The organism is Cytobacillus sp. BC1816, assembly GCF_051353635.1.
Classification (GTDB): Bacteria; Bacillota; Bacilli; order Bacillales; family Cytobacillaceae; genus Cytobacillus; species Cytobacillus oceanisediminis_C.
Genome location: NZ_CP195611.1, coordinates 4,403,618 through 4,430,597 on the forward strand (window position 1 = coordinate 4,403,618; position 26,980 = coordinate 4,430,597).

The window sequence follows — 26,980 nt, forward strand, 5'->3', positions numbered from 1 at the left end:
TCATCTAAAAGCGCTTAGGGAGAGCGCCTCTCCCCCCCGGGGTCACAAGCTTGTCTTGTTGCGGCTCATAGTTGCAGGGCTCGACTATGCTTGTCGCCCCTGAGCAGCCGCCTCCACATTTCGGTTTGTCTTGCTGAGGCTGGCGGGGGTGGACTTCCGCTTTCCTTATGATGATTGTTCCGGCTCAGGGTGAAATTTTGATTTTACAGGCTGGCCGCCTGACTTTTCATAGTTCTTTTTCGACTGCTTTACCGCATCAAAATCCCGGCCAAGTTCAACGTCCTGACTATTGGCGCCATTGCGGGTCTTTTGTTCCGGATTGTTTTGTTTTGAGCGCTTTTTTACCATCTGTGGACCACTCCTTAATGAGGAAGTATTATCATCTGATTTTGGAGCTGCTGCAGTTGCAGCCTCATCCGGTGAAGCTGTTCCCGCTGCTGGGAGTTGGCGCTGTGGGCCATCTGGGTTATATCATTATAAGCAGCTTCCAAAGATTGAAGTGCATTGGAGTATTCGTTATCATTGTAATGCTCCTGTGTCCTGCCTGATTCAAACTGCTCCTGGGCAAAACGGATTGCATCCTCACACTGCTGCAGAAGTGTATCCATCGATTCACGGGTTGCCATTATCTGTTCCCCTCCTTAAAGAATGGGTCTAGAAGCTTGCATGCTTCAATAATTAGTTTGTTCATTTTTCCGTAATCCTTACCACTCTATTTCCTGCCAATTCCCCCTTGGATAAGGTTTTGGGTCATGTTAAGATTAATTTTATGAAATCCTTCATATTTATTTTTACCTTATAGATTACTCTTTGAAAAAGGAGGGATAATTGTGGATAAAGTAAATCCTTTTCCATATGCATCCGATAATAAACGGTACCACACATGGAATTATCATTTGCGTAATGAATTTGGACATAAAGTTTTCAAGGTGGCACTCGATGGCGGATTTGATTGCCCCAACCGTGATGGCACGGTCGCACATGGAGGATGTACATTCTGCAGTGCAGCCGGATCGGGAGACTTTGCCGGGAACCGTGCTGATGATTTGGAAACACAATTTAATGCAATAAAAACAAAAATGCATCATAAATGGAAAGACGGAAAATATATGGCTTATTTTCAGGCCTTTACGAATACTCATGCCCCTGTGGAAGTGCTTCGTGATATGTATGAGAGAGTGCTTGAGCAGGACAGAGTAGTCGGACTGTCTATTGCGACCCGGCCAGACTGTTTGCCTGATGATGTAGTCGAATATCTGGCAGAGCTTAATCAGCGGACTTATCTCTGGGTAGAACTGGGCTTACAGACTGTGCATGAACGGACTGCCCTTTTAATTAACCGCGCTCATGATTATCAATGCTATGTGGAGGGAGTAAACAAGCTCCGCAAACATGGCATCCGCATCTGTTCCCACATCATTAATGGCCTTCCGCTTGAAACACCGGTTATGATGATGGAAACCGCACGGGAAATTGCTAAGCTGGATGTGCAAGGGATTAAAATTCATCTCCTTCATTTATTAAAAGGAACCCCAATGGTTAAACAATTTGAAAAAGGTATGCTTGAGTTTCTGTCTCTTGATGAGTACGTAAACTTAGTATGTGACCAGCTGGAGATTTTACCTCCGGAAATGATTGTCCACCGCATAACAGGAGATGGGCCAATCGACTTGATGATCGGGCCAATGTGGAGCGTAAATAAGTGGGAAGTGCTAAATAGCATTGATGCGGAATTAAAGCGAAGAAACAGCTGGCAAGGAAAACTTTACAACCCAAGCCAAATGGAGGCATTGTCATGAAGCTTGAAAGAATCTTACCTTATGCAAGACAGCTGCTTGAGAAAGCAGTATCACCGGGAGATATCGTTATTGATGCCACTTTGGGCAACGGACATGATACAGTATTTCTGGCGGATCTTGTAGGACATAATGGAAGAGTTTACGGTTTCGATATTCAGGAAGAGGCTGTCCAGAATACAAAAATACGCCTGGCTGATCATAACCTGTCAGACAGGGCTACCCTTTTCCATACAGGACATGAATTCATTCTTGAGAATGTGCCGCCTGTGCATCATGGAAAAATAACCGCAGCCATTTTTAATTTAGGTTACCTGCCCGGCGGTGATAAAGATATTGTCACCCGTCCGCAGACAACCATTTCTGCCATCGATCAGCTTTTGGAACTAATGGCTCCGGAAGGGGTTATCCTTTTAGTGATTTATCACGGCCATATTGAGGGAGCTGTTGAGCGTGATTATCTGCTCAGATATGTAAGGCAGCTGGATCAAAGCATCGTCCATGTATTGCAGTATCAGTTTATTAATCAAAAAAATAACCCTCCGTTTATTGTAGCCATTGAAAAACGGTAAAAGCCTGCAAAAAAAGCAGGCTTTATATTATTTTTCAATTGCTCCTGAAAAGCCAGCAGGCATCATCTTCTGCAAAGTACGGTAAGCTCTGCCGTTCACATAAAAGAAAAAGCTTACCATGCCGCCTGTTCTGATCATGCTTTTGGCTAGTCTTCTGACATTCCGCTGATTCCGGACCTTCTCATCAGATAGATAAACCCCGAGCAAGCCTCGATTAATCAGTTTATGGAAATGTTTATGAGGCAGCTTTTCGGTATGCTTATCTGCTTCGGCAACAAAATGCTTCAATCTCGAAAACAGTTTTTCTTCGTTTTCATAGTAAAAGCAAAAATTCAAGTCTCCACCGGCTTTGTCCTCCTCCTGATCAATCAGATAATCAAGAAGAATGTGGAGACCCTGGATGTATGGAAAATATCCATTTCGTATATTTACCGCATGCTCCGCTTCAAAATCATCTCTCAGTGCGTAGGAAACAAGGCAAAAAATACCCAAAGTTGAACCCGAGCAAGCAGAGAACTCATACCATTCCATCTCAGGAATATCAGACCGATATTGGTCAAACCAATTCTGAAGACGGGGAACTCGTTCTTCCACCACAACATGCTTATGTATTTGCAGATCACAATAGTAACGGCATAATTCAAGCAGATGGCTTTTTATATGTGTATAATGCCTCAGACTGGACAGCACTTCCCTGCAGACTCCTGCCAAATCTGCAAGATAGTTTCCATCATCCTGTTCATTTCTCAGCCTATAATAATTTTTATCTGCAGCATCCGTATCGAGGGCATCCTCCATTGACTCGTGCAGTGCCGCAAAGTCCCGGGGATCAAGCGAGGTGCTCCGGTCGCAGAGATTGTCCAAATAATCACTGATTGTCTGATATGCGACGATGAACTTAACCGCTTGTTCATATTTTTCCTTGGCCATTAATGACATAATAGCTCCGCCTTCACAGTGGAAGGTTTTATGCTCAATGCTGGCAAGAGCCTGCTTTCTTAACTCCGGATCAGGAATTGCTTCCGCTCTGCTTTTCCAATATGCTAGTTCCTTATGTACAGCAGGAAGAACCTTCCTGTAGACATGTGACATTAAGCTAATTGGCATGGAAGGGACACTCATGATATGATAAACCTCCTTTTGCTTAAGATAGGTGAGCAGTTCTTATGCTATGCCTGCACCCTCCATAATTAAAACCCCGTCCTTAAACCACATAGCCAAGCGCTTTTAATTGGCTGTTCACAAAATCCTTTGCGTATTCAAAGACTTCTTCACGTTCAGGTTCATTAAAGACTTCGTGGTAGCATTTAGGCCATTCTTTGAACCTTTTCTCTGAGAAGGGCGCAAGGTTAAACCATTCTCTGACAGTTGTTTTATTCACGATTTTATCATCGCCGCCCTGCAATACGAGGAGGGGCACATCCTGGATTTTATCAAGATTCTCAAAAGCAAGCTTTATTGCAGAAACAAGTTCCCTGTACCACCTGACCGACACTTTTGTCACATAAAGAGAATCATTTAAATCAGCATCAAGGACGTCCTGATTCCGCGTCGCCATGTCCACGGATAATCCGGCATCCATTTTCAGGCCTGGCATCACAGAATTGAGTCCAAGCGATAAGAAGTTCAGGAATTTCGAAGGCTGTTGAACCAAGCCTAAACATGGAGAAGACAAAATTACTCCAGCGAGATTCATTCTTTCCTCTTGCAGCAGGCGAATGGCAATCAGACCGCCCATGCTGTGCCCTAAAAGAAAGACCGGCAATTCAAATTCATAGGCAGCGTGTACCCAATCCTGAACTTCAAGTATATATTCATCAAAGGAATCAATATGGCCTCTTCTGGACCTTGAAGTCATCCCCTGGCCAGGAAGATCTCCCATAATGACATGGAAACCGGCCAAGCGCCACATTTCAATCAGCCAGCCATAACGGCGGTGATGCTCCATTGCCCCATGCACCATGACAATAACGCCATTTGCATCTCCTTCAGTTTCCCATTTCCACATAGTCAATCCTCCCAGCCTTTTTTCCGTACTGTCTTATGTATATATATTATAGCCTAGATGCTAAAATTGTTCATGAATCAGCCCTTTGTAAAATTGGAATTCTTTTTGCCAAAACAACGTTTATCATGCCTCTTATGATAAAATCAAAATAATCAAACTGCATATAGGAGTGTTTCACATGATCTATCCATATAAAGATAAAGAACCTAAAATTGCAGAATCCGCATTTATTGCAGATTTTACTACCATTACCGGCGATGTTGAAATTGGCGAGGATTCCAGCGTTTGGTTCAACTCCGTTATACGCGGAGATGTAGCACCAACAATCATCGGCAAAAAAGTCAATATCCAGGACAATTCCGTCCTGCATCAAAGCCCGAATAATCCCCTGATATTGGAAGATGAAGTGACAGTTGGCCATCAGGTAATCCTTCATAGCTGTGTTATCCGCAAGAGGGCTTTAATAGGAATGGGCTCAATTGTATTAGATCAGGCTGAAATCGGTGAGGGAGCATTCATTGGTGCAGGGAGCCTTGTTCCACAGGGAAAGAAAATCCCTCCCAATACACTTGCTTTCGGAAGGCCTGCAAAAGTGATCCGCGAGCTGACGCCAGAAGATATCAAAGATATGGAAAGGATCAGCAGAGAATACGCCGAAAAAGGGCAGTACTATAAGTCTTTGCAGAAAAAGCCTGAATAACTCACCTGCCCCCTATTATTAATAGAATGGGAAAATAGCCGATAATAAACATAAGGCAATACCAATGGGCGGGTGAAGAAATTGAAGATTTATATTGCGGCAATTGTTCTTTTCTTATTTTTAATAGTGATATTCAGAAAAACCATGTTAAAAACGGCACCAATGTTTTTACTTGTCTTCATCCTGATTTCTGGTGCATTTATTTATGACAACCTTTCAGGCAGCCAGCCTGCTTCAGCTGTAAATCAAATTAAATCATGGCTGTCTGAACCTGCTGAGAAAGCCAGCTCTTTCCTTGGACACAACACTGCCGTAATTAAGATCAAGGAAGAAACAATTATAAATGCACCCGCAGTCAATCAGTTTCCTGAGCTCCCCAGAGGATGCGAAGTGACGAGCTTATCCATGCTCCTTCAGCATGCAGGGATACAGGCTGATAAAATGACACTCGCTAAAGAAATAAAGAAAAATCCTGAGCCTTATCGCATAGAAAACGGAAAAATCTACTTCGGGCACCCGAATGACGGATTCATAGGCGATATGTATTCCTTTGATAATCCAGGTCTCGGTGTTTATCATAAACCCGTAAAAGAGCTTGCGGAAAAGTACATGCCTGGCTCCATTGAAGACCTTACCGGATCCGATTTTGAAGACTTAAAGATCCATCTGTCAGACGGCAGGCCTGTCTGGGTTATTATCAACACAGCCTATAAACAGCTTTCTGATGACTTTTTCCAGACCTGGCATACGCCAAGCGGAAAAATCCAGGTTACCTATAAAGAGCATTCAGTCCTGCTCACAGGCTATGATCAGGAATACATGTATTTCAACGACCCGCTCACAGGTGAGAAAAATAAAAAAGCACTCAAAAATGATTTTGAAAAAGCATGGGTGCAGATGGGCAAACAGGCTATTACCTATCTCCGATAAGAAAGGCGGAAGCGCCTTGCCCAAGAAGGAACGCAGACTGGGATCGCCACGTCCTCCCAAAAGCTGTCGCTTTCGGCCATGCGATGTTTATGCTAACGAAGCCTTCCTTATCCTGCGGGTGAAATTCTATACATTCCTATAATTAAATAAAAACGTCCACCAGATTTTCACCTGATGGACGTTTTTATTTTAGCCTTTAAGTGGCTGCAAGTCTTTATTTAACAAATACTCTTTTTCAAAAGAATACTTTTTCTCCACATATACCTGATGCCAAACCATGAACATAAGAACTGTCCAGATTTTGCGGCTGTTGTCCGCTTTATCCTGACAATGGTCTTCAAGCAGCTGCAATACGTAATCTTTATTAATTAGATGATCTGTGCTGCTTTCACGAATGATATTTTTCGCCCATTCATTCATCTCGTCTTTCAGCCAGTGACGGATTGGCACAGGGAATCCAAGCTTCTTGCGATTCAGCACATGGTCTGGAACGACTCCTTCAGCAGCTTTGCGAAGAATATACTTCGTAGTTCCATTTGCCGTTTTCAGGCTGGTCGGTATTTTGGAAGCCACTTCAAACACTTCTTTATCAAGGAACGGAACACGAAGCTCGAGAGAATGAGCCATCGTCATTTTGTCCGCTTTCAATAGAATGTCTCCGCGCATCCACGTATGAATATCGATATACTGCATGCGGTCAACCGGATCATAGCCGCGGCTTTCTTCATATAGCGGTTTAGTGATATCCGTATAATTTAAGCTGTCTTTATATACATGAAGCAGGCTGCGCTTCTCTTGCTCTGTAAACATTTTTGCATTTCCAATGTAGCGCTCTTCCATTGGCGTTACACCGCGTTCGATAAAGCTTTTCCCCTTCATTCCCTCTGGCATCATGTTAGCAATCATGCGAAGAAGCTTTTTGCCTATAGCAGGAATTTTATTGAAGACTTCCAGGGATTGTGGTTCGCGGTAAATATTATAGCCGCCAAATAGCTCATCGGCTCCCTCACCTGAAAGTACAACCGTTACATGTTTTCTTGCTTCTCTTGCCACAAAATAAAGGGGCACACAAGCCGGGTCAGCAAGCGGATCGTCCATATGCCACATGATTCTCGGAATCTCATTCATGTATTCCTCAGGAGTTATGATGTAGCTGATGTTTTCGACACCCAGCTTTTCAGCTGTTTCTTTCGCTACATCCACCTCGCTGAAGCCATTGCGTTCAAATCCGACAGAGAATGTTTTAATTGCAGGATGGAATTCTTTCGCAATGGAAGCAATGATGGAAGAATCAATTCCGCCTGAAAGGAATGAACCTACCGGAACATCGGCACGCATATGCATCTTGACTGAGTCGAACAAAACATCTCTTATTTCTTTCGTGAAATCAGCTTCTGACTTCTGCACTGGATGGAAAGCAGCTTTCCAATATCGCTTAATATCCATCGGAGCACCAATTTTTTTAGTAAAATAATGACCAGGCTCCAGCTTATGGATTCCCTCTGACATCGTGTTTGGCTCAGGCACAAACTGATAGGTCAGATAATGCTGGAGGGAGTCATAGTTTAATACATCATTCTGAAGCGCCAAAAGAATGCTCTTTTTCTCTGATCCAAAGAACGTGCGGTCTCCCTTATCGTAATAAAAGAAAGGCTTAATCCCAAATGGATCTCTGGCTCCATATAGTGACTGCTCCTGTTTATCCCAAATGACAAATGCAAACATGCCGCGTAATTTTTCAACAGCCTTTTCTTTCATATGGCTGTAAAGGGCAATTATCACTTCTGTATCGGAGCTTGTTTCAAAGCTTAAGCCAGCTTTGAGAAGTTCTTCACGAAGTTCCACATAATTATAGATTTCACCATTAAAGATAATCCAATAACGCTCATTCTCGTAAGTCAGCGGCTGGTGTCCGCTTTCAATATCGATAATGCTCAACCGGCGAAAGCCGAATTGAATATGATCATCAAAATAGTATCCTGAATCATCCGGACCCCGATGGGTAATGATATCATTCATATTTTGAAATTGTTCTTTATCTGCGTCACGGTAATTTTGTGCTTTTTCATGTACACAACCAATAAAGCCACACATTATGTACGTCACCTACTCCATTCTATTCTCAATATTTAGATACAGCCTTAACGGCTCCTTTGTCCTTAGAAAACATACCCTATAATACTACCACTAATCATTTATAATTAGCACGTGGATAATAAAAAAAATATGTGCGGAAAATTAAGCCATTATCCGAAGTTTATACGATAACATAAAATTATAAACGACTAAAGAGCATAAAGACCGAAAAGTGAATAAACACCCTTTATGTATAATGACGCAAAAAAGAAAGCGGGAGTTACATTGATTAATGCAACTCCCGCTTTCTTTTTATTAAGCTTCAGAACGAAGGATTTCGGCTTTGTCCGTACGCTCCCAAGGAAGATCAACATCTGTACGTCCGAAATGTCCGTAAGCAGCTGTCTGCTTGTAAATTGGGCGGCGAAGTCCAAGCATGTTAATAATTCCTGCAGGGCGAAGATCAAAATGTTTTCTTACTAGATCAACTAGTACATCTTCTTCCACTTTGCCTGTTCCGAATGTATCAACTGAAATCGACACAGGCTGTGCTACACCAATTGCATAAGCAAGCTGAACTTCAACTTTTTCTGCTAAACCTGCTGCTACAAGGTTCTTCGCTACATAACGAGCAGCATAAGCAGCGGAGCGGTCAACCTTTGTAGGATCCTTACCGGAGAACGCGCCTCCGCCATGACGGGCATATCCGCCGTAAGTATCAACAATGATTTTGCGGCCGGTCAGGCCTGCATCCCCTTGAGGTCCGCCGATTACAAAACGTCCTGTTGGGTTAATGAAGTATTTCGTATTCTCATCAATTAATTCCTTTGGAACAACCGGATTAATAACATGTTCCTTAAGATTGCGCTGGATTTGCTCCAGGCTGATCTCAGGGTGATGCTGAGTAGAAATAACGATTGTGTCAATGCGGATTGGCTTGTCATTTTCATCATACTCAACCGTTACCTGAGTTTTTCCGTCCGGACGAAGGTAAGGAAGGATTTCTTCTTTACGAACTTCAGTCAGGCGGCGGGAAAGTTTATGTGCTAAAGAAATCGGAAGAGGCATTAGCTCTTTCGTTTCGTTGCAGGCAAAACCGAACATTAAGCCCTGGTCCCCTGCACCGATTGCTTCAATCTCCTGATCGCTCATTTGTCCTTCCCGTGCTTCAAGGGCCTGGTCAACACCCATTGCAATATCTGCTGACTGCTCATCAATGGAAGTTAAAACTGCACATGTTTCGGAATCGAAACCATATTTAGCACGGGTATAACCGATTTCTTTTACCGTTTCACGAACGATTTTTGGAATATCTACGTATGTAGATGTTGTGATTTCACCTGCAACTAATACAAGTCCAGTTGTTACAGAAGTCTCTGCAGCAACACGGGCATTCGCATCTTTAGCTAAAATCGCATCTAAGATTGCATCAGAAATTTGGTCACAGATTTTATCCGGATGACCTTCAGTAACTGATTCAGAAGTAAACAAACGACGCTTTGTTGACATCTGGCTTCCTCCTTATAAATAGAAAATTGAGCGAGAATTAAGAAATGGGGAAGCGGAAAATAACTTTACCCTATCATTTCATGGATCTCTGTTTGATACGGAACTCATTCCCTTAGTAGTATGAAATAAACATGGAGTTTTTATTAGAAAAATAGGCATTGCTGGCCAGAAAGCCAGGCATCCGTTTTTTCTTATGCATCTCTGCAAGCTGCTAAAAACTCACATAAATAGTACATTCCAAAAGCCGTTCATCCCATTGCCTGTGCAAAATAAAAAACCTTCTCAATAGTGAAAAGGTTGAAAGCAAATCGATTCGCGCCTTTCACTCTTATCGTTCAAGGAATTACGTCCTTGCGTCAGGTTAGCACCTTTGCTGATTATTGCCTTTTAGCAGGTTGCTGGGTTTCATAGGGCCTGTCCCTCCACCAGCTCGGGATAAGAGAGTATCCGTTCAAGGTTGAATCATACCGTATTTTAGCGAATCATGTCAACAAGTTTTCATTATTTTTCACAGTAAAATTTCAGCATTGAAAATTATAATCCATGCTTACAGCGAACAGCTTCCGTCGTCACATTTTTTCTTTAGAAATTTATGCCTGTTTTTAGCAATCCATTTATATACCGGATCGCCCAGTATTGGCGTCATTGGGAGATATAAAAGGAGGCTAATTAAAAAGGAGGCAGGAAAGAGGAACAGCAGTCTCCTTACTGCAGAATAACCCTTTTTCAAGCCACCCGCCGGAGTAATAATATGAAGCTCTCTGCGCAAGTCAATCTTGGAAAACGAGAGGGAATCCGGGATTTTTTCATACTCCTGCAGAGAAATCCATTCCACTTTATTCAGCCAATCAAGTTTATTAAATATCTTCTTTGTTTCCCTGCATAAAGAACAAGTTTCATCATAGAGGGCAATTGTCTTCATTTTAGATCAGTCCCATGTTAAAATTAACACTTTCTTCTATATTAACATATATCAGTTATAAGTTGATTAAAATGGGATTACATGTCCAATTATGACATTTTTATAACATGAATAAAAAAGTTTCGTAATAGTATAGACTAATCGTTTTAATGTGTTATACTAATTTCGAGATGTAATCACTTTCATAAAAAAATCGGGAAAAAGGAAGGTATTCATCAGATGAACTCTGTAAGCATATCAAACGAATTGAGCGAATTATTAAATGGCAGCAACATTCAAGTGCAATTATCCGTTCCTCAGCTTGTCGAAAAAGTTTTAAACCGCAATGAAGGGTCCCTTACCTCTACTGGTGCCGTACGCGCTACTACAGGAAAGTATACAGGACGTTCTCCTAAAGATAAATACATTGTTGAAGAAGCATCAAATAAAGATAAAATGGACTGGGGCAGCGTAAACCAGCCTATCTCTGAAGAAGCATTCTCTAATCTTTATAATAAAGTAATCAACTACTTAAAAGAAAAAGAAGAAGTATTTGTTTTCAAAGGCTTCGCAGGTGCCGATAAAAAGCACCGCATGCCAATCCAGGTAATTAATGAATATGCCTGGCACAATCTTTTCGCACATCAATTATTCATTCGTCCGGCAGAAGACGAGCTATTGGATCATCAAGCAGAGTTCACAGTCATTTCTGCTCCTAATTTCAAAGCTGACCCTGCAGTTGACGGCACAAAGTCCGAAACATTCATCATCATTTCATTCGAGCGCCGCACTGTTTTAATCGGCGGTACTGAATATGCAGGCGAAATGAAAAAATCCATTTTCTCTGTGATGAACTATATGCTTCCAGAAAACGGGATTCTTCCGATGCACTGTTCCGCAAACGTTGGTCGTGAAGGAGATGTCGCTTTATTCTTCGGCTTATCCGGAACAGGGAAAACAACCTTATCTGCAGACCCTAACCGCAAGCTGATTGGGGATGACGAGCATGGCTGGTCGGCAAATGGTGTTTTCAATATCGAAGGCGGCTGCTATGCGAAATGCATTAACTTATCCCGCGAGAAAGAACCGCAAATTTTTGATGCTATCCGCTTTGGGGCTGTATTGGAAAATGTGGTGGTAAACAGCGAAACTCGGGTTGCTGATTACGATGACAGCACTTTAACTGAAAATACACGTGCGGCATACCAGCTTCAGGCCATCGATAATATCGTTGATCCAAGCATTGCCGGACATCCTAATACAATCGTATTTTTAACAGCTGACGCATTTGGCGTATTGCCTCCAATCTCTAAACTGTCAAAAGAGCAGGCAATGTACCATTTCTTAAGCGGCTATACTTCCAAGCTTGCAGGAACTGAGCGCGGCATTACTTCACCGCAGGCAACGTTCTCAACTTGTTTTGGATCACCTTTCCTTCCGCTTCCTGCAAACCGTTATGCTGAAATGCTTGGCGAGAAGATCGATGAGCATAATGCAAAAGTCTTCCTTGTAAACACAGGGTGGACTGGCGGAGAGTACGGAGCCGGTGAACGCATGAAACTTGCTTACACTCGTGCTATGGTGGAAGCGGCACTTGAAGGCGAACTAAACAACGTTGAAACAGTCAAAGACGAAATTTTCGGATTGGAAATTCCGCAGCACGTTACGGGTGTGCCTGACGAAGTTCTTCAGCCAAATAAAACATGGGCAGATCAGGCTGCTTATGAAGCAAAAGCAAAAGAACTCGCTGCAAAATTCCGCGAAAACTTCAAGAAATTCACTAGCGTTTCTTCTGAAATTGAAGAAAAAGGCGGACCAATCGCATAATACAGAAAAGGAATTGCCGCAAAGCGGTAATTCCTTTTTGATATTTTATTGTGTAATTCAGTCCGCTCGAACGAATAAGTTTCTAGACTTATAGTCGTTGATCGATTAGTTCCCTTTGCGATGCCTTGCCCTCACCCACCGGCACTATTCACACCTATTAGTTCCTTTCGGGCTTCTTTCTCTTTCCCTCATTTTAAAGCACTTCACACTTGTACTCTGCAGAAAAGCTTTGAACAAAAAAACGCCGGACTACGTCCAGGCGCTCTTTTAGTTTGTTGAGTTTAGGGAAACAAGCTGGTAAGTAATGAGTGTCTGGCTGTTTTCCCATTCCACTTTTCTGATGACACCCATACCATTCAGGTCACCGTCTATTGTTCTTTTTACCTCGACCGGGATATCCAGCGGATATAATCTGTATCCGTCTTTGACAAGTGAAAAGAAATTTTCATCAAGTCTTTTTTCCCTTCCCTTTGTCACGATCATTGTGTTCAGCTCTAAAGGCATACCCATCGGTATCTCTCCTTCATTCTTAATATCCTTACCTCTATTTTACCCCACCTTTTTCCGCTCTGAAAGTCCTTAATTTTATCTACCCCTTGCTTTTCATCCACGCACTTAAATCCTCTACCGTCTTCCGGTTCACGGCTGGCGGAAAGTAGTGGGTATATTCAGGGAAATACCAGCTGCCTACTTCTTTATTTAGAGACTTGAGCCTTTTTTCCAGGCGATAGGAATGCTCCACCGAAACATTATGATCCTGTTCTCCATGGATGATTAAGACAGGCGCCTGCAGCTTCTCCAATCGAAAAAGCGGGGTGCGATATTTATACCGTTCCGGAAACTTTGTCGGGGTTCCGCCTATTACACGTTTCATCATTCTCCGAAGATCCTTGCGCTCCACATAAGTGAGAAACATATCACTGACCCCTCCCCATGTTACAATGGACGCAGCTTCCGGAAACTCGATTGCAGTAAGCAATGCCATTACACCACCGCGGGAAAAGCCAAATATATGGACCCTTTTTACCCGGTCATGCTCTTGAAGAAGAGTGAAAGCGGCAAACGCGTCCTGTCTGTCCTCCCCTGCAAAATCTTCATTTCCATCTCCCCCTTGATTGCCTCTGTAAAAAGGCGCGAATACAATAAAGCCTTCACAGGCAAACTGGACAATCCGGGAAGGCCTTACTTTTCCGACATTTTTTATCCCACCTCTCAGGTATAGGAATCCATCATACAGCTCCTCCCCCTTTGGCTCTGCCAGCAGGCCTTTTATATGTAATCCATTTGCATGATACGTGACAACAGATAATTCGATTGCCGGATTTGGCGAAGGAAATCTCTGTTTATTTATAATTTGTCCATTTTGGAATTCCATGTCCTCATCCCCCTCCTGAAGTAAATCTGAATACGACTAATAGTATGAGCTTCATGACCTCCGCCTAAAAATGTTTCCATGGGCATTCACACATTTTTTCGATTTTCATACGATATCCTAGGTTTTTAAATCTGACTTTTTTAGCATAAGGGAGGTCTTATGGCTTATGAAAAAATGGATGAAAGTAAGCATACTTCTTTTGCTTACAGCGATACTTATTGTTCCTTTGGCCGCTTGCGGCAAGGATGAAATGCAAAACGTGCGTATTGCCGAAGTGACACGTTCCATCTTCTATGCTCCGCAATATGTAGCCCTTGAAAAAGGTTTCTTTGAAGAAGAAGGGCTTGAAGTAGAGCTCACGACTACAGCAGGCGGGGATAAAACGATGACAGCCTTGCTTTCAGACAGCGCTGATGTGGCGCTTGTTGGCTCTGAAACATCGATTTACGTATCTGCACAGGGCTCCAATGACCCGGTAATCAACTTTGCACAGCTAACCCAGACAGACGGAACATTTTTAGTTTCCCGCAATAAAATCGACAATTTTTCCTGGGATATGCTGAAAGGCAAAACATTCCTTGGCCAGCGTAAAGGCGGCATGCCGCAGATGGTTGGCGAATTTGTTTTGAAAAAACACGGAATTGATCCTCACGCAGATATGGATTTGATTCAAAATATTGATTATGCCAATATCGCTCCGGCCTTCGCTTCAGGAACAGGCGAGTTTGTTCAGCTGTTTGAACCTACTGCAAGTGTCTTTGAAAAAGAAGGCAAAGGATATATTGTTGCTTCTTTTGGAACCGAATCCGGACATGTACCATATACCACATTCATGACGAAACAAAGCTATATTGATGAAAATAAAGAGACAGTTGAGAAATTCACAAGAGCAATCTATAAAGCTCAGCAATGGGTTGAGACACACAGTGCGAAAGAGACGGCTGAAGCCATTCACGGTTATTTTGACAATACTGAGCTCGACGTCATTGAAATGGTAGTGGACCGCTACAAGAGTCAGGGGTCATTTGCCACAGATCCTATTCTGGACACTGAAGAATGGGAAAACCTGCAAAACATCATGGACGAAGCAGGAGAGCTCCCTAAGCGCATAGAGCATGACACACTTGTCAACACAGAAATCGCTGAAGGTGTAATGAAATAAATAAATAAATAAATAAACGAAAGAGGAGGCCGACATGAATTTTCTAAAGGTAGATGCTGTCCACCACACTTATTTTACCAAAACCTCTGCTGTCACGGCCCTCTCCGATATTTCGCTTGAAGTGGAGGAAGGAGAATTTGTTTCCTTTCTCGGCCCAAGCGGATGCGGCAAGACAACTTTGCTTTCCATCATTGCAGGCCTGTTTGAACCCACAGAAGGCACTGTAACACTTGAAGGAAAGCAGGTTGAAACGGCAGAAAATGAGATGGGCTATATGCTGCAGCAGGATTATCTTTTTCCTTGGAAAACGATTGAAGAAAATATCCTGCTGGGGCTGAAAATCGGGAACAGCCTTACTCCCGACAAAAAAGCTTATGCACTGCAGCTCCTTAAAGAGATGGGATTAAAAGGTGTAGAGTCACAATTTCCAAAGCAGCTTTCAGGCGGAATGCGTCAGCGTGTTGCCCTTGTAAGAACGCTTGCAACTGAACCAAAGCTGCTCATGCTTGATGAACCCTTTTCCGCATTAGATTATCAGACCAAGCTGAAGCTTGAGGATTTGGTCTCTAATACGCTTAAATTATTCGGTAAAACAGCCATACTGGTTACCCATGATATTGGTGAGGCAATCAGCATGAGTGATCGTGTTTTTCTCTTTTCCGCAAGGCCCGGACAGCTTCATAAAACGTTTGTAATACCAAAAGAATTAAGAGATGAAACCCCTTTTAACGCAAGGAATCATGAAGCATATCCAGCAATTTTTCAAACTATATGGAAGGAGCTGGAGTCCCTTGAGCCCGCAGGAGAACGTTAAATTCCTCCACCAGAAATATATCCAGTCGTTGAACCGTGAAAAAAAATGGGTCCGCTTCTATCAGGCTGTCATCTTTATCGTGTTTTTTTCAGGGTGGGAGCTTGCAAGCCAAAAGCAATGGATTGACCCGCTGATTTTCAGTTCGCCTTCTAAAGTATGGGGGTTATTTTTAACCAAAATCCAGGATGGTACCTTGATGGTGGATTTAGGCTATACGTTGTCAGAAACCGTATTTGGATTCATTTTGGGCACTTTTTTAGGCACACTGCTTGCATCCATTCTCTGGTGGTCACCGAGGCTATCAAAAATTGCGGATCCCTATTTGGTTGTTCTGAATTCAATGCCAAAGGTTGCTCTTGGCCCGATATTAATCGTCGCATTGGGCCCCAGTTTTACATCAATCGTAGCCATGGGGGCGATTATTTCCATCATCATCACAACCATTGTCGTGTATACATCTTTCAAAGAAGTAGACCCCAATTATATTAAAGTGCTTCAGACCTTTGGGGCAAATCGTTTTCAAATCTTCAGAGAAGCCATTTTGCCTGCGTCATTCCCAACCATCATCTCCACTTTAAAGGTGAATGTCGGGCTATCATGGGTCGGAGTCATTGTCGGCGAATTCCTCGTATCCTCAAAAGGTCTCGGATACATGATTATTTACGGCTTCCAAGTATTCAACTTCACCCTTGTCATGCTGTCATTGCTGGTAATTGCTGTTTTTGCAACAGTGATGTATCAGCTCGTCGAACTTCTCGAGCGAAAACTGATTAAAAATGGATCTTAAAAAAACGGCACAGTGCATTGCCGTTTTTTACTTTTCCTTCATGATTTTTTCGAGGCATCTTTCAACCACTTTATCCTTCATGATAAAACTGTATTGACTGTTCCACCTGTCTTCCAGCAGGTTTCCCCCTGTCAGGATGGGACCGTCTGTTTCAAAATATTGATCCGTTTTGTTAAGGCTTTTCACCTCTGCGAAAAAAATAGCTTTGACAAAACTCTCCGTTCCCAAGTTTACTTCATATTCACCAATAAAATGTAAATTCTCTAGGTCTGCTCCTGTTTCCTCATAAACCTCTCTTCTGGCTGCCTCATCAAGAGACTCACCCTGTTCTCTCTTACCGCCCGGAAATTCCCACCCCCGCTTTTTATGATTCGTCAGCAGCCATTGATCGCCATAGCGGCAAATGACCAGAACATGTCTTGGCTCTGTTCCAAAAGCTCTTTTATTAAAAGAAAATTTCACTTCCCCGCCGTTCGCATCCAAAAAGGTTTCCATACTTTTCCCTCACTCGATAATAAAATTCTGTTGATATCATTATAAAGGTTAATTATTTATTTAAAAACTAATGGGCCAAAAGTATCGAATTACATATTTTTGAAACTTTTTCCTTTTTCCCCCGTAAAATTAGCTGACTAACCCAAATAGAGGAGTGTATACCTTGAAAAAGTCCCTTGCAATCCTTACTGGTTTCTTAATGATTCTAATGCTGGCTGCATGCAGTGAGACAGCCAAACCTGTAAATGAATCTGATGGCGGCACAGACAAGGAAGAAACCAAAGCAGAAGAAGCTTCAGAATTGACACTGGAGGAAGTTTTAACGAAATCAACCGAGGCTTCAGAAGAGCTTAAAAGCTTCTCCGTAAATATGGATATGAGCCAGGAAATGAGTTCAGGCACTGAAGGGGAAAATATGAATATCGATTCTGTCATTGACATGGATGTTACAACAGATCCAATGGCCTTCTACCAAAAGATGACAATGTCGATGGACGGCACAGAAGAGTCATATGATATCGAAAGCTATTTTACTGAAGAAGGCATGTTCCTTTATGACGCCGCCGGTAAGCAGTGGATGAAGTTCCCTAAAGAAATGTCGGACGATTTGCTTCAAATGTCCAGCCAGCAGACGAATCCTGGTGAAGAACTAAAGAAATTGCAGGAGTTCGTGGACGACTTTACGTTTGAACAGAACGCAAAAAGCTATATCCTAAAATTGAAAGCCGATGGAGAAAAATTCAATGACTTTGTGAAGGAAACAGCAGCAGAAACACTCCCGCCTGAACTGGCCGCCAATGGAGAAATGCTTGATAACATGAAAATTAACGGCGTGGAATACGAAATCGTAATTGATAAAGAAAATTTTTATCCAAGTGTGCTGAATATGATTATGGAAATGGAAATCACGGCTGAAGGCCAGACCATCTCCATGAAGCAGAACATGAACGGCCAATACGCAAACTACAATAAGGTTGAGGCTATTGCTGTTCCGCAGGAAGTTCTTGATACAGCTGTAGAAATGGAAATGTAGAATTAGAAAAGCTGAGGCATCCGCCTCAGCTTTTTTATACTACAGTATATATTACTTGGCACTTCAAGAGATTTCCAGATTGCCCCACCGAGGTGTCGGGAGCAAGGCGCTTCCGTTTTCTTATTTATGTTCCTCTTCGGTGAGGATCCCCATGCTTTCAATATGCTTTCTTGCTTCATCATCTCCAAGTTCATAAATCATTCCATATATTTTCTTCATTGTATCATCATACGCATCATTTTCACGGTCATAGTGGTATTGAACATAAGGAACATGGGCTCTGTAAAAATTCTGCCACTCAGTTGAATAGTTCTGATCAAAATATTCTCTTAAGGCAATGATTTCATCATCTGTTGCTTCTATTTTAAAATTCCATGTTGAGCCAGTGGCACTTTGTGAAATCTCCCCAGAACCAAGCGTTACATAATACGTCTTTTTATTCCCTTCCAATCATGTCAGCCCCTTTTTTGTTCATTCCTGCGGACGCAGCTTCAACACCGGCTGCTTTATCATAAATATCATTACTTTTTCATTTCTATAGTTATCGTATCCCACTTTTATGATAAAATTATACGAAATTACGATCATTCTTCATAAGCTTACATATACTAAGTTAAATAATTGAGAAACAGCTTCTCAATTTATCTGCGGTGAATATTTTCCTGCATCAGGGGTATTAATTTAAGTATACTAATAAAACAGGAGAATTTTTAAGGAGGTGTTATCATGAAACTGATTGATGAGCTATATGAACTATACAGGAATAAGCTGACAGGTGATGAAGAGGATATCGATATGCTCGCTTTTGCCTTCTTAGAAGAAATGGACAGAGAAGACCTGCTGAATATCATCAAGGATCTTGATAATCAGGAATTATATGATTTAATGGGGCTTTATCTGATTGAGAGCTTGAAAGGGAAATTTGCCAGTGAGAATTACGGCCAGCGCAGAAGCCCGATCATTCATCACCGCAATATACACTAAACTATACATATCCGAATTATTATCTATCCATATTATTTAAGGCGGCGATAAGCCGCTTTTTGTTTTATTGCCCACCTCCATCGCCTACAAGCAGGGGGTAAGCACAAAGGAAGCACCCGGTTTAGGTTTGTCACGAAGGTGCTACCTCCATTTCTTTTTGCATACAAAAAGACCAGCTTTCCAGCCAGTCTTTGTTTATTAGCCAAGGTATGCTTTTAGCATCCAAATATGTTTCTTTAAGCTTTGCTTTACTGCAATCAGCATGTCGCCTGTTCCTTCATCTTTGGCTTCGTCTGCAAGCTCAATTGCTTCCTGAAGCTCGTCCACCATTTTTTCAAAGTCATCAACGACAGATTGGACCATCTGTTCTTCATTTTCTTTTCCTGTCGCTTCTTCGAGAGAACTGGTCTCTAGAACTTCCTTCATAGTCGCAACCGGCTTGGCCTCAAGAGCCAGGATCCTCTCAGCCAGTTCATCAACATGTACGTTGGCTTCATTATAAAGTTCTTCAAATTTTGCATGAAGGGTAAAAAAGTTTTTCCCTTTAATATACCAGTGGTAATTGTGAAGCTTTACATATAGAACTGTCCAGTTTGCTACTTGCTGGTTAACAGCTTTTACTAATTCTTTACTCATATAAATCATCCTCCCAACAATAGATTACCCACAATAGCAAAAATCAAACCTGTACCTTGGCCATAGCGAAATCTTTCATGAAAGAGCTGCTTTCATGGTAAAATATTGAGAGAAAAGGGGGAGAAACATGTATACGGTATTAGTCATATCGATTATCATTGTGATCGTGGTACTGCTTTTAAGCGTCATTACCACTTCAAAAGCTTACCAATTCAAGCATACGGTAGACCCAGCTGATCCGCTTCCTGACAGTGAGCAGGGACAAAAAGAGGCTAAAGAAGAACAAGAGGATAACCAAAACCGTTCATAAGCATACGCTATTATATATACAGCCTCCGTATAGCCGGAGGTTTTCCTTTTAAATGGACGGAAATAATATATATGTGGAGAGGACATTGAGATGGATATAAACTCCATGATGCTTACAGTATTTCTAGTATTAAATATTATCCTGGCTGTATTTGTTATCTTTCTGGAGCGAAGAGATGCAGGTGCCACATGGGCATGGCTCATGGTTTTATTCTTTATTCCTCTTCTTGGTTTTTTCATGTACCTCTTCTTTGGGCAGAATTTAACCAGAAGAAAGATGTTCCAATGGGAAGACCGCAAAAAAATTGGAATTGATGAACTGCTGAACAATCAAATCAAAGGAATCAAGGAAAAGGATTTCCATTTTCGAAATAACATAATTAAAAAATCCAAGGATCTTATATATATGCATCTTGTCAATAATGATTCGGTATTGACCCAGGACAACGAGGTCAGGATTTTCACAGATGGGAAAGAGAAGTTCAATTCGCTTGTGGAGGATATCAAAAATGCAGCCGATCACATCCATCTCCAATATTATATCTTCAAGAGAGATAATCTGGGGAAAAGCTTAATCAATCTTTTGACGGAAAAGGCAAGGGAAGGCGTAAAAGTAAGGCTTCTCTATGATGAACTGGGCTCAAGAAGCCTGCATAAAAGGGTGTTTAAAGAGCTGATTGCGGCAGGAGGGGAAATTGAAGCCTTTTTCCCTTCCCGGCTGCACTTTATCAACTTGAGAATTAATTACCGGAACCATCGCAAGATTGCCATTATTGACGGCCGAATTGGATATGTTGGCGGGTTTAATGTCGGAGATGAATATCTCGGGCTAAATCCAAAGTTTGGGTATTGGCGTGATACTCATTTAAGAATTAGAGGGAGTGCTGTCCATTCCCTGCAGACCCGCTTTATCCTCGACTGGAACCAGGCTTCGCATCGCCATGATATTTACTATGCTCCTGAGTATTTTCCGCTGGCCGAGTCTCGCGATAGTGTAGGGATGCAAATTGTTACCAGCGGTCCTGATTCGGAATGGGAACAGATTAAAAATGGGTATATAAAAATGATTTCATCGGCCCGTAAATCTATTTATATCCAAACTCCCTATTTCATTCCGGACGCAAGTCTTCTGGATGCGTTGAAAATAGCTGCATTATCAGGGGTGGAAGTGAACATTATGGTACCGAACAAACCTGACCATATGTTTGTTTATTGGGCAACCTACTCCTATATAGGGGAAATGTTAAAAGCTAATGCGAACATCTATATATATGAAAATGGCTTCATCCATGCAAAAACCTTGATTGTTGACGAGAAAGTTTCATCGGTTGGAACCGCGAATATAGATGTTAGAAGCTTCAGGCTGAATTTTGAGGTAAATGCCTTTATATATGATGAGGACGTTTCGAAAGAACTGACTGAGAGCTTTCAGGAAGATGTCCAGCTATCAACTAACCTGACTGCAGAAGATTACAGAAATAGAGCCTTAAAAATCAAATTAAAAGAATCCATTTCAAGACTTTTATCGCCGATATTATAAGAAATGCAGTTATCGACGTACAAAATACTTATCTTATTATAAAAACGGGCTGAATAATCAGCCCGTTTTCATTATGCAAAAACCTGTTTCAATTCACCCTTCGATTGATTCAGCCAGAATCTCATAAGACGTTTTGCGCCTTCAAGGTCATGAAGCTTTGCCTGTCCGCATTGCTTCTCATTTGCAGCAGGAATCTCGGTTATTTCAACCGCATCTTGCATTGTAGCTTCAAGCAGATCGATTATTTCTTCAACTGACGGCTCGCCGCTAACCACTAAATAATAGCCTGTCTGGCAACCCATCGGGGAAATATCAATAATATCAAAATGATCATATCTCTCTGCATGTGTACGGATATTAAAAGCGAGCAGATGCTCAAGTGTGTGAATGACATCCGGCTTCATCGCCTGCTTATTTGGCTGACAGAAACGGATATCAAACTTGTTGACTAATCCGTCACTTCCCACTTTATGGACACCGCAGTGCCTCACGTATGGAGCTTTAACAGCATTGTGGTCCAATTCGAAACTTTCTACTGAAGGCATTTAAAACACTCCCCTAAAGTTTTCCTTTTATTATAACGCAATATCCGACTAAATTCATCAAATTAATATGAAAATTATGACGTTTTCACGATTATATGTTATTTTAAAAGAAAATATGTTTTAACCAGGAAAGGTAATGCCATGTTTAAAAAATTATTGATTTCGATATTTCGTTTCTATCAAATAGCGATTTCCCCGCTGAAGCCTCCAACATGCCGGTTTTATCCGACATGTTCCCATTATGGGCTGGAGTCTGTTAAGCGATTCGGCGCATTAAAGGGCGGATGGCTGACTATAAAACGGATCCTTAAATGTCATCCCTTTCATCCGGGCGGTGTTGACCTTGTTCCTGAGGAATGGCCTAAAAAGAAAAAGAATTAACCCTCGTATCCGTCCACTACCAGGTCAAGCTTGCCTGTGCCAGGATGAATAACAAGCCCATGCACAGGCACATCTGCCGGCATCAATGGATGCTTTTTCACCATATGGACGCTATGGGACACACTATCCTCTACATTTTCAAAGCCTCTTAGCCAGTCTTCTGCAGCGATTCCTGAGTATGTCACCGTGTCCAATGCATCCTCCGTAATGCCTCTCTCCTTCATGCTGCTGACAACTGCATCAGCCTTCATTCCGCTCATCCCGCAGTCATGATGGCCAATAACAAACACTTCTTTTGCCTGCAGCTGGTAAACAGCTACTAAAATGCTCCTCATAATACTTCCAAACGGATGTGTTACTAAAGCTCCCGCATTTTTGATAATTTTCACATCACCATTTCTTACATTGAGCGCTTTTGGCAGAAGCTCCACTAAACGAGTGTCCATGCAAGTCAAGATAACCATTTTCTTATTAGGGAATTTCGTTGTTTCAAACTCTTCATACTTTTTTTCTTCAACAAACTGCTGGTTATGGTTTAAGATTTCTTCTAAAAGTTTCAATTGTTCCACTCCCTGACTTTTATGTATTCCTTTACTTTGAGCAGGCATAAATGCTGCAATACTTGACAAAAAGATGTCAATACTAATGATGACCTTTAACAGGCCTCTATATTTATGATACATAAAGCAGAAGCTTCAAACAAATTTTTATCCTTGCTTTTTGGCTGGAAATTTTGTAAGATTACTAAGGGAAATCGTAATGATTACGTATTATTCATCATTTTGGACGCTGACTCGGCACTTAACTGCCCTAGATAAATATTTTTTAAAATACAGTCCGCGCTTTAAATCGTAATAACTACGCTTTAAAAAAGGAGGAGAAACAATGAAGAAGAAGTTTTTAGTAGTTATGCTAGGCTTAATCCTTATTCTATCAGGCTGCACAGATGAAAAGCCAGAGGATAACAGCAGCAATAAAACTACAGTTTATACAACAGTTTATCCGCTTCAATACTTTACTGAACGAATCGGAGGAGAAGCAATAGAAGTGGAAACCATCTATCCTCCCGGATCGGATGAACATACTTTTGAACCATCACAAAAAGATATGATGAAGCTGGCTGATTCTGATCTTTTTATTTTTATAGGACTCGGTCTTGAAGGCTTTGTGGAAAAAGCAAAAGAAACATTGAAAAATGAGAAAGTTAAAATGGTGGCAGCAGGAGAAAATATAGAGTTTGTTCACTCAGATGAAAATCATGATCCTGCGCATGAAGAAGAAGAACATGCTGATGAAGCTGAGCATGAAGAAGAACATGCTGCTGATGAACACGGAGCTGAATCTGAAGATGGCCATGAACATGAAGGAGAATCTGAAGAAGGTCATGATCATAATCATGGAGATATCGACCCCCATGTTTGGCTGGATCCTTTATACTCCAAAGAATTGGCTGAATCAATTAAAGATGCTTTAGTTGAACAGATGCCTGAGCAGAAGGAGCAGTTTGAACAGAATTATCTGGAGCTTGCCCAGGAGCTGGACCAACTCCATAATGACTTTGAGCAGACAGTTCAAAATGCTGAGCATAAGGAATTCATTGTTTCACATGCAGCATATGGATATTGGGAAGAACGATATGGTTTAGATCAAATCAGTGTATCGGGTTTAAATTCTTCCAGCGAGCCTACTCAGAAAGAACTGCAGAAAATCATTGCGGAAGCTAAAGAACATGACTTGAAATACGTCTTTTTTGAACAGAATGTCAGCTCAAGACTGACTGAAATTCTGCAAAAAGAAATCGGCGCAGAACCGTTAATGCTTCATAATTTATCGGTCCTTACAGAAGAAAATATAACAGAAAATCAAACATATTTTACACTTATGGAAGATAATCTGGCTTCATTGAAAAAAGCGCTAATTGAATAAGTTCTCACTAACCTCCCTCATTGGGAGGTTTTTTTCGTTCCCTTAATATATCTAATTCAGGAAAAGTTTACATAGTTGTCCGGTTTTTGAAAAAAACTATTTCCATTGAAGAGATTGAAGGGATGAAAATGCAATGAGTGATTTATTGATTGCGAGGTCTTTATTTGGGACGACAATGGGCTTTCATATTATTTTTGCAACGATTGGAGTTGGCTTGCCGCTGATGATGCTGACAGCGGAACTTCTTTACCAAAAAACCAAGGATCATGATTACGTCATTATGGCCAAGAGGTGGACCAAGGCATTTGCAGTGCTTCTTGGAGTAGGAATTCCGACAGGAACCATAGCAGGAACACAGCTTTCCCTTCTCTGGCCTGGTTTTATGGAGGTTATCGGCAAGGTGATGGCTTTGCCATTCCAGATTGAAATATACGCTTTCTTTATTGAAGCTTTATTTATGTCAATTTATGTGTATGCTGCCGAAAGAATTCCTCCATGGATGCGTATATCAAGCCTTGTACTGGTTGCTTTTGGCGCTTTCGCTTCTGCTGTTCTGATAACAAATGTTCATGCATTTGAAGGAACACCACAGGGCTTCAGGATTGTCGATGGGGAAATTGTCGATGTGGATCCATGGGCTGCATTTTTTAACCCAAGTTTTATTGTTACAGCTGGCCATGTGGCACTATCAGCTTATACAACAGGCGCATTTGTTGTAGCGTCAGTTGCTGCTTTCAAAATGCTGAGAACTCCATTTGGAACACGAGTATATAACTTTCATAAGAAAGCCCTTATGCTGAGCCTGATTGCCGGCGGAATTTTTTCATTTTTAACAGCTTTAAACGGCCATGAATCGGCTCAATATCTGCATGAGTATCAGCCGGAAAAACTTGCAGCAGCAGAGGGGCTGTTTGAAACACAATCCTATGCCCCCCTTGCAATCGGCGGATTTACAGACCGTGAAACACAGAGGGTTAAGTGGGGAATCGAAATTCCATGGGCACTAAGCTTTTTGGCGGGTAACAGCTTTGACACCGTTGTAGTGGGACTGAATGATTTTCCGGAAGAAGAATGGCCTCCGCTTTTTGTTCACACTCTTTTTAATGCGATGGTCGGAATTGGTTCATTGCTGATATTTTTATCCTTGACTGCTTTCGTATGGAATAAGTTTCTGAAAAAAGAGCATTTTCCGCGGTTCCTCATGTGGGCATTTGTTGCTTCAGGGCCGCTAGCAGTTCTTGGAATAGAATTCGGCTGGGTGTTTGCCTGTACTGGACGCCAGCCTTGGACCATTTACCGGGTGCTGTCTACCGCTGATTCTGTTACAACAGCTGAAAACCTGGGAATTTTATTTATTCTTTTTGCCCTGGTGTATGTAGTGCTTGGAGTGGCTGTTGTTTTTGTTATGCTTTATTACTTTAAAAAGAACACTGTAATCGAAGATATTAATAGAGCTGAACAGAAAAACGTTCCACTTTACGGATCAAATACTTGAAGGAGTGAATCCAATGGCTGAAGAATTACTGGCCATAACTGTGTTATGGGGATTCGTCTTCATATATGCAGTAATGGCAACAATGGATTTTGGCGCCGGCTTCTGGTCCATGATTTACTTCAATCGGCCTAAAATTAAGGCGACGAATGTGGCTAATCGTTATTTGTCTCCTACCTGGGAAGTGACGAATACATTCATTGTCGCCATTGTAGTCGCTGTTTACAGCCTCTTTCCGACTGCTGCCTATACACTGGGAACTGTACTTCTTATTCCGGGCAGCATCATTTTGCTCTTACTGGCAATACGCAGTGCATTTCTGGTGTTTTCCAATATTGCCGAAGAATACAGGAAGCCGCTCACCTATATTTCAGGCCTATCCGGAATCCTTATCCCCGGATTGCTGATTAGCGTTTTGCCCATCACTCATGGTGATTTTGTTGAATTTAGTGATGGCAGGCAATCTCTGGACCTTGCCCATCTTTCTACTAGCCCGAATGAATATGCTTTTATTGGTTTTTCAATCAGCAGCACATTGTTTTTATCTTCCCTTCTTCTCGCCGACTACTCAAAAGCCTCGGAAGAAATGGAAGCTTACACAGTGTACCGCAGGGATGCAATCATGCTTGGACCAGTTTCAATTATAATGGCATTCCTTATTATGTTTACTTTAAAAAGGGAAGCATTTTGGATTTATGAAAATATGATAGATGATTTGCCTTTGCTTTTGCTGTCTCTTGGCTTGTTTGTGATAGGAGGACTTGCACTGTTCCTTCCATCCATAAACAAAAAAGGAGTTAGGGGTATTCCCAGATTGGCTGTTATTGCCATAACTCTCCAATACCTAACAGCCAGCTATGTATATGGAAAAGCTCATCTTCCTTATATCGTATACCCTGAAGTGACTATTGCTTCTGCGTTTACAGATCCGAGCTCATTCCGTGCCATATTTGCCACCTATATTGCAGGATTCCTTATCCTTTTCCCCGGGTTCGTATACTTTTGGAGCCTTTTCATGAACGACAAACGATATCTGCGGCAATAACAAACCAAAGACCCGGCATGATATTCCTGCAAATGCCATGACTGAACAAAAAAGCACTGCAGAAAATAAAGAAGTGACATTCTCCGCAAATTTTTCAATTTCAACGTGGTCACAATTTTCTGGTAAGGGGTGTTAGA

General features: G+C 41.8%; 30 protein-coding genes and 1 riboswitch. Of the genes, 16 read left to right on the plus strand and 14 right to left on the minus strand.

What is annotated here, in order from left to right:
- Positions 1 to 165 precede the first annotated feature (165 nt).
- Together ACR42H_RS22295 and ACR42H_RS22300 are read right to left on the minus strand one after the other, a co-directional pair.
- Positions 166 to 348, minus strand: coding sequence for a hypothetical protein (locus tag ACR42H_RS22295; protein WP_009333374.1), 183 nt, complete (start codon positions 346 to 348; stop codon positions 166 to 168).
- Positions 349 to 362: 14 nt separating this feature from the next.
- Positions 363 to 626 carry a YtzC family protein gene (locus ACR42H_RS22300; protein ID WP_009333375.1) on the minus strand — a complete coding sequence of 88 codons (264 nt, stop codon included), beginning with the start codon at positions 624 to 626 and terminating at the stop codon, positions 363 to 365.
- Positions 627 to 830: 204 nt separating this feature from the next.
- Here ACR42H_RS22300 and ACR42H_RS22305 point away from each other — a divergent pair, with 204 nt between their 5' ends.
- Both ACR42H_RS22305 and ACR42H_RS22310 read left to right on the plus strand, forming a co-directional pair.
- Entirely contained in the window at positions 831 to 1,799 is a 969-nt protein-coding gene (locus ACR42H_RS22305; RefSeq protein ID WP_113882528.1) for a TIGR01212 family radical SAM protein, read from the plus strand.
- The gene (locus tag ACR42H_RS22310; RefSeq protein ID WP_113882527.1) at positions 1,796 to 2,368 is read left to right on the plus strand and encodes a class I SAM-dependent methyltransferase; all 573 of its coding nucleotides are present in this window, start codon (positions 1,796 to 1,798) and stop codon (positions 2,366 to 2,368) included. Before ACR42H_RS22305 ends, ACR42H_RS22310 begins: the two co-directional genes overlap by 4 nt.
- Positions 2,369 to 2,395: 27 nt before the next feature.
- Here the strand turns inward: ACR42H_RS22310 and ACR42H_RS22315 are convergent, their stop codons facing one another.
- Together ACR42H_RS22315 and ACR42H_RS22320 are read right to left on the minus strand one after the other, a co-directional pair.
- Entirely contained in the window at positions 2,396 to 3,490 is a 1,095-nt protein-coding gene (locus ACR42H_RS22315) for a tetraprenyl-beta-curcumene synthase family protein (RefSeq protein ID WP_113882526.1), read from the minus strand.
- A gap of 82 nt (positions 3,491 to 3,572) precedes the next feature.
- Positions 3,573 to 4,376, minus strand: a complete 804-nt coding sequence (locus ACR42H_RS22320) for an alpha/beta hydrolase (RefSeq protein ID WP_113882525.1) — start codon at positions 4,374 to 4,376, stop codon at positions 3,573 to 3,575.
- A gap of 178 nt (positions 4,377 to 4,554) precedes the next feature.
- Here ACR42H_RS22320 and ACR42H_RS22325 point away from each other — a divergent pair, with 178 nt between their 5' ends.
- A complete protein-coding gene (locus tag ACR42H_RS22325; protein ID WP_113882524.1) occupies positions 4,555 to 5,076 on the plus strand; it encodes a gamma carbonic anhydrase in 522 nt (173 codons plus the stop codon).
- An 81-nt stretch (positions 5,077 to 5,157) separates the two neighbouring features.
- On the plus strand, positions 5,158 to 6,006 hold the full coding sequence (locus ACR42H_RS22330) for a C39 family peptidase (RefSeq protein WP_113882523.1): 849 nt from the start codon (positions 5,158 to 5,160) through the stop codon (positions 6,004 to 6,006).
- Positions 6,007 to 6,195: 189 nt separating this feature from the next.
- On the opposite strand, the gene asnB is transcribed toward ACR42H_RS22330, so the two are convergent.
- The 3 genes from asnB to ACR42H_RS22345 form a co-directional block, all read right to left on the minus strand.
- Positions 6,196 to 8,100 (minus strand): asparagine synthase (glutamine-hydrolyzing), encoded by a 1,905-nt coding sequence (gene asnB, locus ACR42H_RS22335; RefSeq protein WP_113885549.1) that lies wholly within the window; start codon positions 8,098 to 8,100, stop codon positions 6,196 to 6,198.
- 297 nt (positions 8,101 to 8,397) lie between these two features.
- Positions 8,398 to 9,591, minus strand: coding sequence for a methionine adenosyltransferase (gene metK, locus ACR42H_RS22340; RefSeq protein ID WP_113885550.1), 1,194 nt, complete (start codon positions 9,589 to 9,591; stop codon positions 8,398 to 8,400).
- A 325-nt stretch (positions 9,592 to 9,916) separates the two neighbouring features.
- A riboswitch (SAM riboswitch) is annotated at positions 9,917 to 10,033 on the minus strand.
- Between the two features lie 105 nt (positions 10,034 to 10,138).
- Positions 10,139 to 10,513, minus strand: coding sequence for a thiol-disulfide oxidoreductase DCC family protein (locus tag ACR42H_RS22345; protein ID WP_436373310.1), 375 nt, complete (start codon positions 10,511 to 10,513; stop codon positions 10,139 to 10,141).
- Positions 10,514 to 10,732: 219 nt separating this feature from the next.
- On the opposite strand from ACR42H_RS22345, the gene pckA reads away from it, so the two are divergent.
- A complete protein-coding gene (pckA, locus tag ACR42H_RS22350) occupies positions 10,733 to 12,319 on the plus strand; it encodes a phosphoenolpyruvate carboxykinase (ATP) (RefSeq protein WP_113885552.1) in 1,587 nt (528 codons plus the stop codon).
- 267 nt (positions 12,320 to 12,586) lie between these two features.
- Here pckA and ACR42H_RS22355 read toward each other — a convergent pair whose 3' ends face one another.
- Both ACR42H_RS22355 and ACR42H_RS22360 read right to left on the minus strand, forming a co-directional pair.
- The gene (locus tag ACR42H_RS22355) at positions 12,587 to 12,829 is read right to left on the minus strand and encodes a DUF2584 domain-containing protein (protein ID WP_019383007.1); all 243 of its coding nucleotides are present in this window, start codon (positions 12,827 to 12,829) and stop codon (positions 12,587 to 12,589) included.
- Between the two features lie 79 nt (positions 12,830 to 12,908).
- Positions 12,909 to 13,694 carry an alpha/beta hydrolase family protein gene (locus tag ACR42H_RS22360; RefSeq protein WP_436373313.1) on the minus strand — a complete coding sequence of 262 codons (786 nt, stop codon included), beginning with the start codon at positions 13,692 to 13,694 and terminating at the stop codon, positions 12,909 to 12,911.
- A 166-nt stretch (positions 13,695 to 13,860) separates the two neighbouring features.
- Between ACR42H_RS22360 and ACR42H_RS22365 the strand changes: the two genes are divergently transcribed.
- From ACR42H_RS22365 to ACR42H_RS22375, 3 genes are read left to right on the plus strand one after another with little or no spacing between them, the layout of a single operon-like run.
- Positions 13,861 to 14,856 carry an ABC transporter substrate-binding protein gene (locus ACR42H_RS22365; protein WP_436373315.1) on the plus strand — a complete coding sequence of 332 codons (996 nt, stop codon included), beginning with the start codon at positions 13,861 to 13,863 and terminating at the stop codon, positions 14,854 to 14,856.
- A gap of 34 nt (positions 14,857 to 14,890) precedes the next feature.
- The gene (locus ACR42H_RS22370; protein WP_113885555.1) at positions 14,891 to 15,670 is read left to right on the plus strand and encodes an ABC transporter ATP-binding protein; all 780 of its coding nucleotides are present in this window, start codon (positions 14,891 to 14,893) and stop codon (positions 15,668 to 15,670) included.
- Entirely contained in the window at positions 15,648 to 16,457 is an 810-nt protein-coding gene (locus ACR42H_RS22375; RefSeq protein ID WP_436373317.1) for an ABC transporter permease, read from the plus strand. Before ACR42H_RS22370 ends, ACR42H_RS22375 begins: the two co-directional genes overlap by 23 nt.
- Before the next feature lie 27 nt (positions 16,458 to 16,484).
- Here the strand turns inward: ACR42H_RS22375 and ytkD are convergent, their stop codons facing one another.
- Complete coding sequence (ytkD, locus tag ACR42H_RS22380) at positions 16,485 to 16,952, minus strand: RNA deprotection pyrophosphohydrolase (RefSeq protein WP_113885556.1); 468 nt, start codon at positions 16,950 to 16,952, stop codon at positions 16,485 to 16,487.
- Between the two features lie 154 nt (positions 16,953 to 17,106).
- On the opposite strand from ytkD, the gene ACR42H_RS22385 reads away from it, so the two are divergent.
- A complete protein-coding gene (locus tag ACR42H_RS22385) occupies positions 17,107 to 17,985 on the plus strand; it encodes a DUF6612 family protein (protein ID WP_436373320.1) in 879 nt (292 codons plus the stop codon).
- Between the two features lie 120 nt (positions 17,986 to 18,105).
- Here the strand turns inward: ACR42H_RS22385 and ACR42H_RS22390 are convergent, their stop codons facing one another.
- Positions 18,106 to 18,435 (minus strand): hydrolase, encoded by a 330-nt coding sequence (locus ACR42H_RS22390; protein WP_436373322.1) that lies wholly within the window; start codon positions 18,433 to 18,435, stop codon positions 18,106 to 18,108.
- A gap of 276 nt (positions 18,436 to 18,711) precedes the next feature.
- Here ACR42H_RS22390 and ACR42H_RS22395 point away from each other — a divergent pair, with 276 nt between their 5' ends.
- Positions 18,712 to 18,969, plus strand: a complete 258-nt coding sequence (locus tag ACR42H_RS22395) for a DUF6154 family protein (RefSeq protein ID WP_035330414.1) — start codon at positions 18,712 to 18,714, stop codon at positions 18,967 to 18,969.
- 198 nt (positions 18,970 to 19,167) lie between these two features.
- Here ACR42H_RS22395 and ACR42H_RS22400 read toward each other — a convergent pair whose 3' ends face one another.
- The gene (locus tag ACR42H_RS22400) at positions 19,168 to 19,605 is read right to left on the minus strand and encodes a Dps family protein (protein ID WP_113885559.1); all 438 of its coding nucleotides are present in this window, start codon (positions 19,603 to 19,605) and stop codon (positions 19,168 to 19,170) included.
- Positions 19,606 to 19,732: 127 nt separating this feature from the next.
- On the opposite strand from ACR42H_RS22400, the gene ytzI reads away from it, so the two are divergent.
- Both ytzI and cls read left to right on the plus strand, forming a co-directional pair.
- Positions 19,733 to 19,915, plus strand: coding sequence for a YtzI protein (gene ytzI / locus ACR42H_RS22405; RefSeq protein WP_113885560.1), 183 nt, complete (start codon positions 19,733 to 19,735; stop codon positions 19,913 to 19,915).
- A 90-nt stretch (positions 19,916 to 20,005) separates the two neighbouring features.
- A complete protein-coding gene (gene cls, locus ACR42H_RS22410; protein ID WP_436373325.1) occupies positions 20,006 to 21,454 on the plus strand; it encodes a cardiolipin synthase in 1,449 nt (482 codons plus the stop codon).
- 71 nt (positions 21,455 to 21,525) lie between these two features.
- Here the strand turns inward: cls and ACR42H_RS22415 are convergent, their stop codons facing one another.
- Positions 21,526 to 21,999 (minus strand): S-ribosylhomocysteine lyase, encoded by a 474-nt coding sequence (locus tag ACR42H_RS22415; protein ID WP_113885562.1) that lies wholly within the window; start codon positions 21,997 to 21,999, stop codon positions 21,526 to 21,528.
- 141 nt (positions 22,000 to 22,140) lie between these two features.
- Here ACR42H_RS22415 and yidD point away from each other — a divergent pair, with 141 nt between their 5' ends.
- Positions 22,141 to 22,380, plus strand: coding sequence for a membrane protein insertion efficiency factor YidD (gene yidD / locus ACR42H_RS22420; RefSeq protein WP_113885563.1), 240 nt, complete (start codon positions 22,141 to 22,143; stop codon positions 22,378 to 22,380).
- Here the strand turns inward: yidD and ACR42H_RS22425 are convergent.
- Complete coding sequence (locus tag ACR42H_RS22425; RefSeq protein ID WP_113885584.1) at positions 22,377 to 22,940, minus strand: beta-class carbonic anhydrase; 564 nt, start codon at positions 22,938 to 22,940, stop codon at positions 22,377 to 22,379. The two genes, yidD and ACR42H_RS22425, sit on opposite strands and share 4 nt — an antisense overlap.
- 325 nt (positions 22,941 to 23,265) lie before the next feature.
- Here ACR42H_RS22425 and ACR42H_RS22430 point away from each other — a divergent pair, with 325 nt between their 5' ends.
- The 3 genes from ACR42H_RS22430 (at position 23,266) to ACR42H_RS22440 (ending at position 26,843) form a co-directional block, all read left to right on the plus strand.
- The gene (locus ACR42H_RS22430; RefSeq protein WP_113885564.1) at positions 23,266 to 24,306 is read left to right on the plus strand and encodes a metal ABC transporter solute-binding protein, Zn/Mn family; all 1,041 of its coding nucleotides are present in this window, start codon (positions 23,266 to 23,268) and stop codon (positions 24,304 to 24,306) included.
- 133 nt (positions 24,307 to 24,439) lie between these two features.
- A complete protein-coding gene (locus ACR42H_RS22435) occupies positions 24,440 to 25,801 on the plus strand; it encodes a cytochrome ubiquinol oxidase subunit I (RefSeq protein WP_436373328.1) in 1,362 nt (453 codons plus the stop codon).
- A gap of 13 nt (positions 25,802 to 25,814) precedes the next feature.
- Positions 25,815 to 26,843: a cytochrome d ubiquinol oxidase subunit II gene (locus ACR42H_RS22440; protein ID WP_436373330.1), complete on the plus strand. Its 1,029-nt coding sequence runs from the start codon at positions 25,815 to 25,817 to the stop codon at positions 26,841 to 26,843.
- Positions 26,844 to 26,980: the final 137 nt, after the last annotated feature.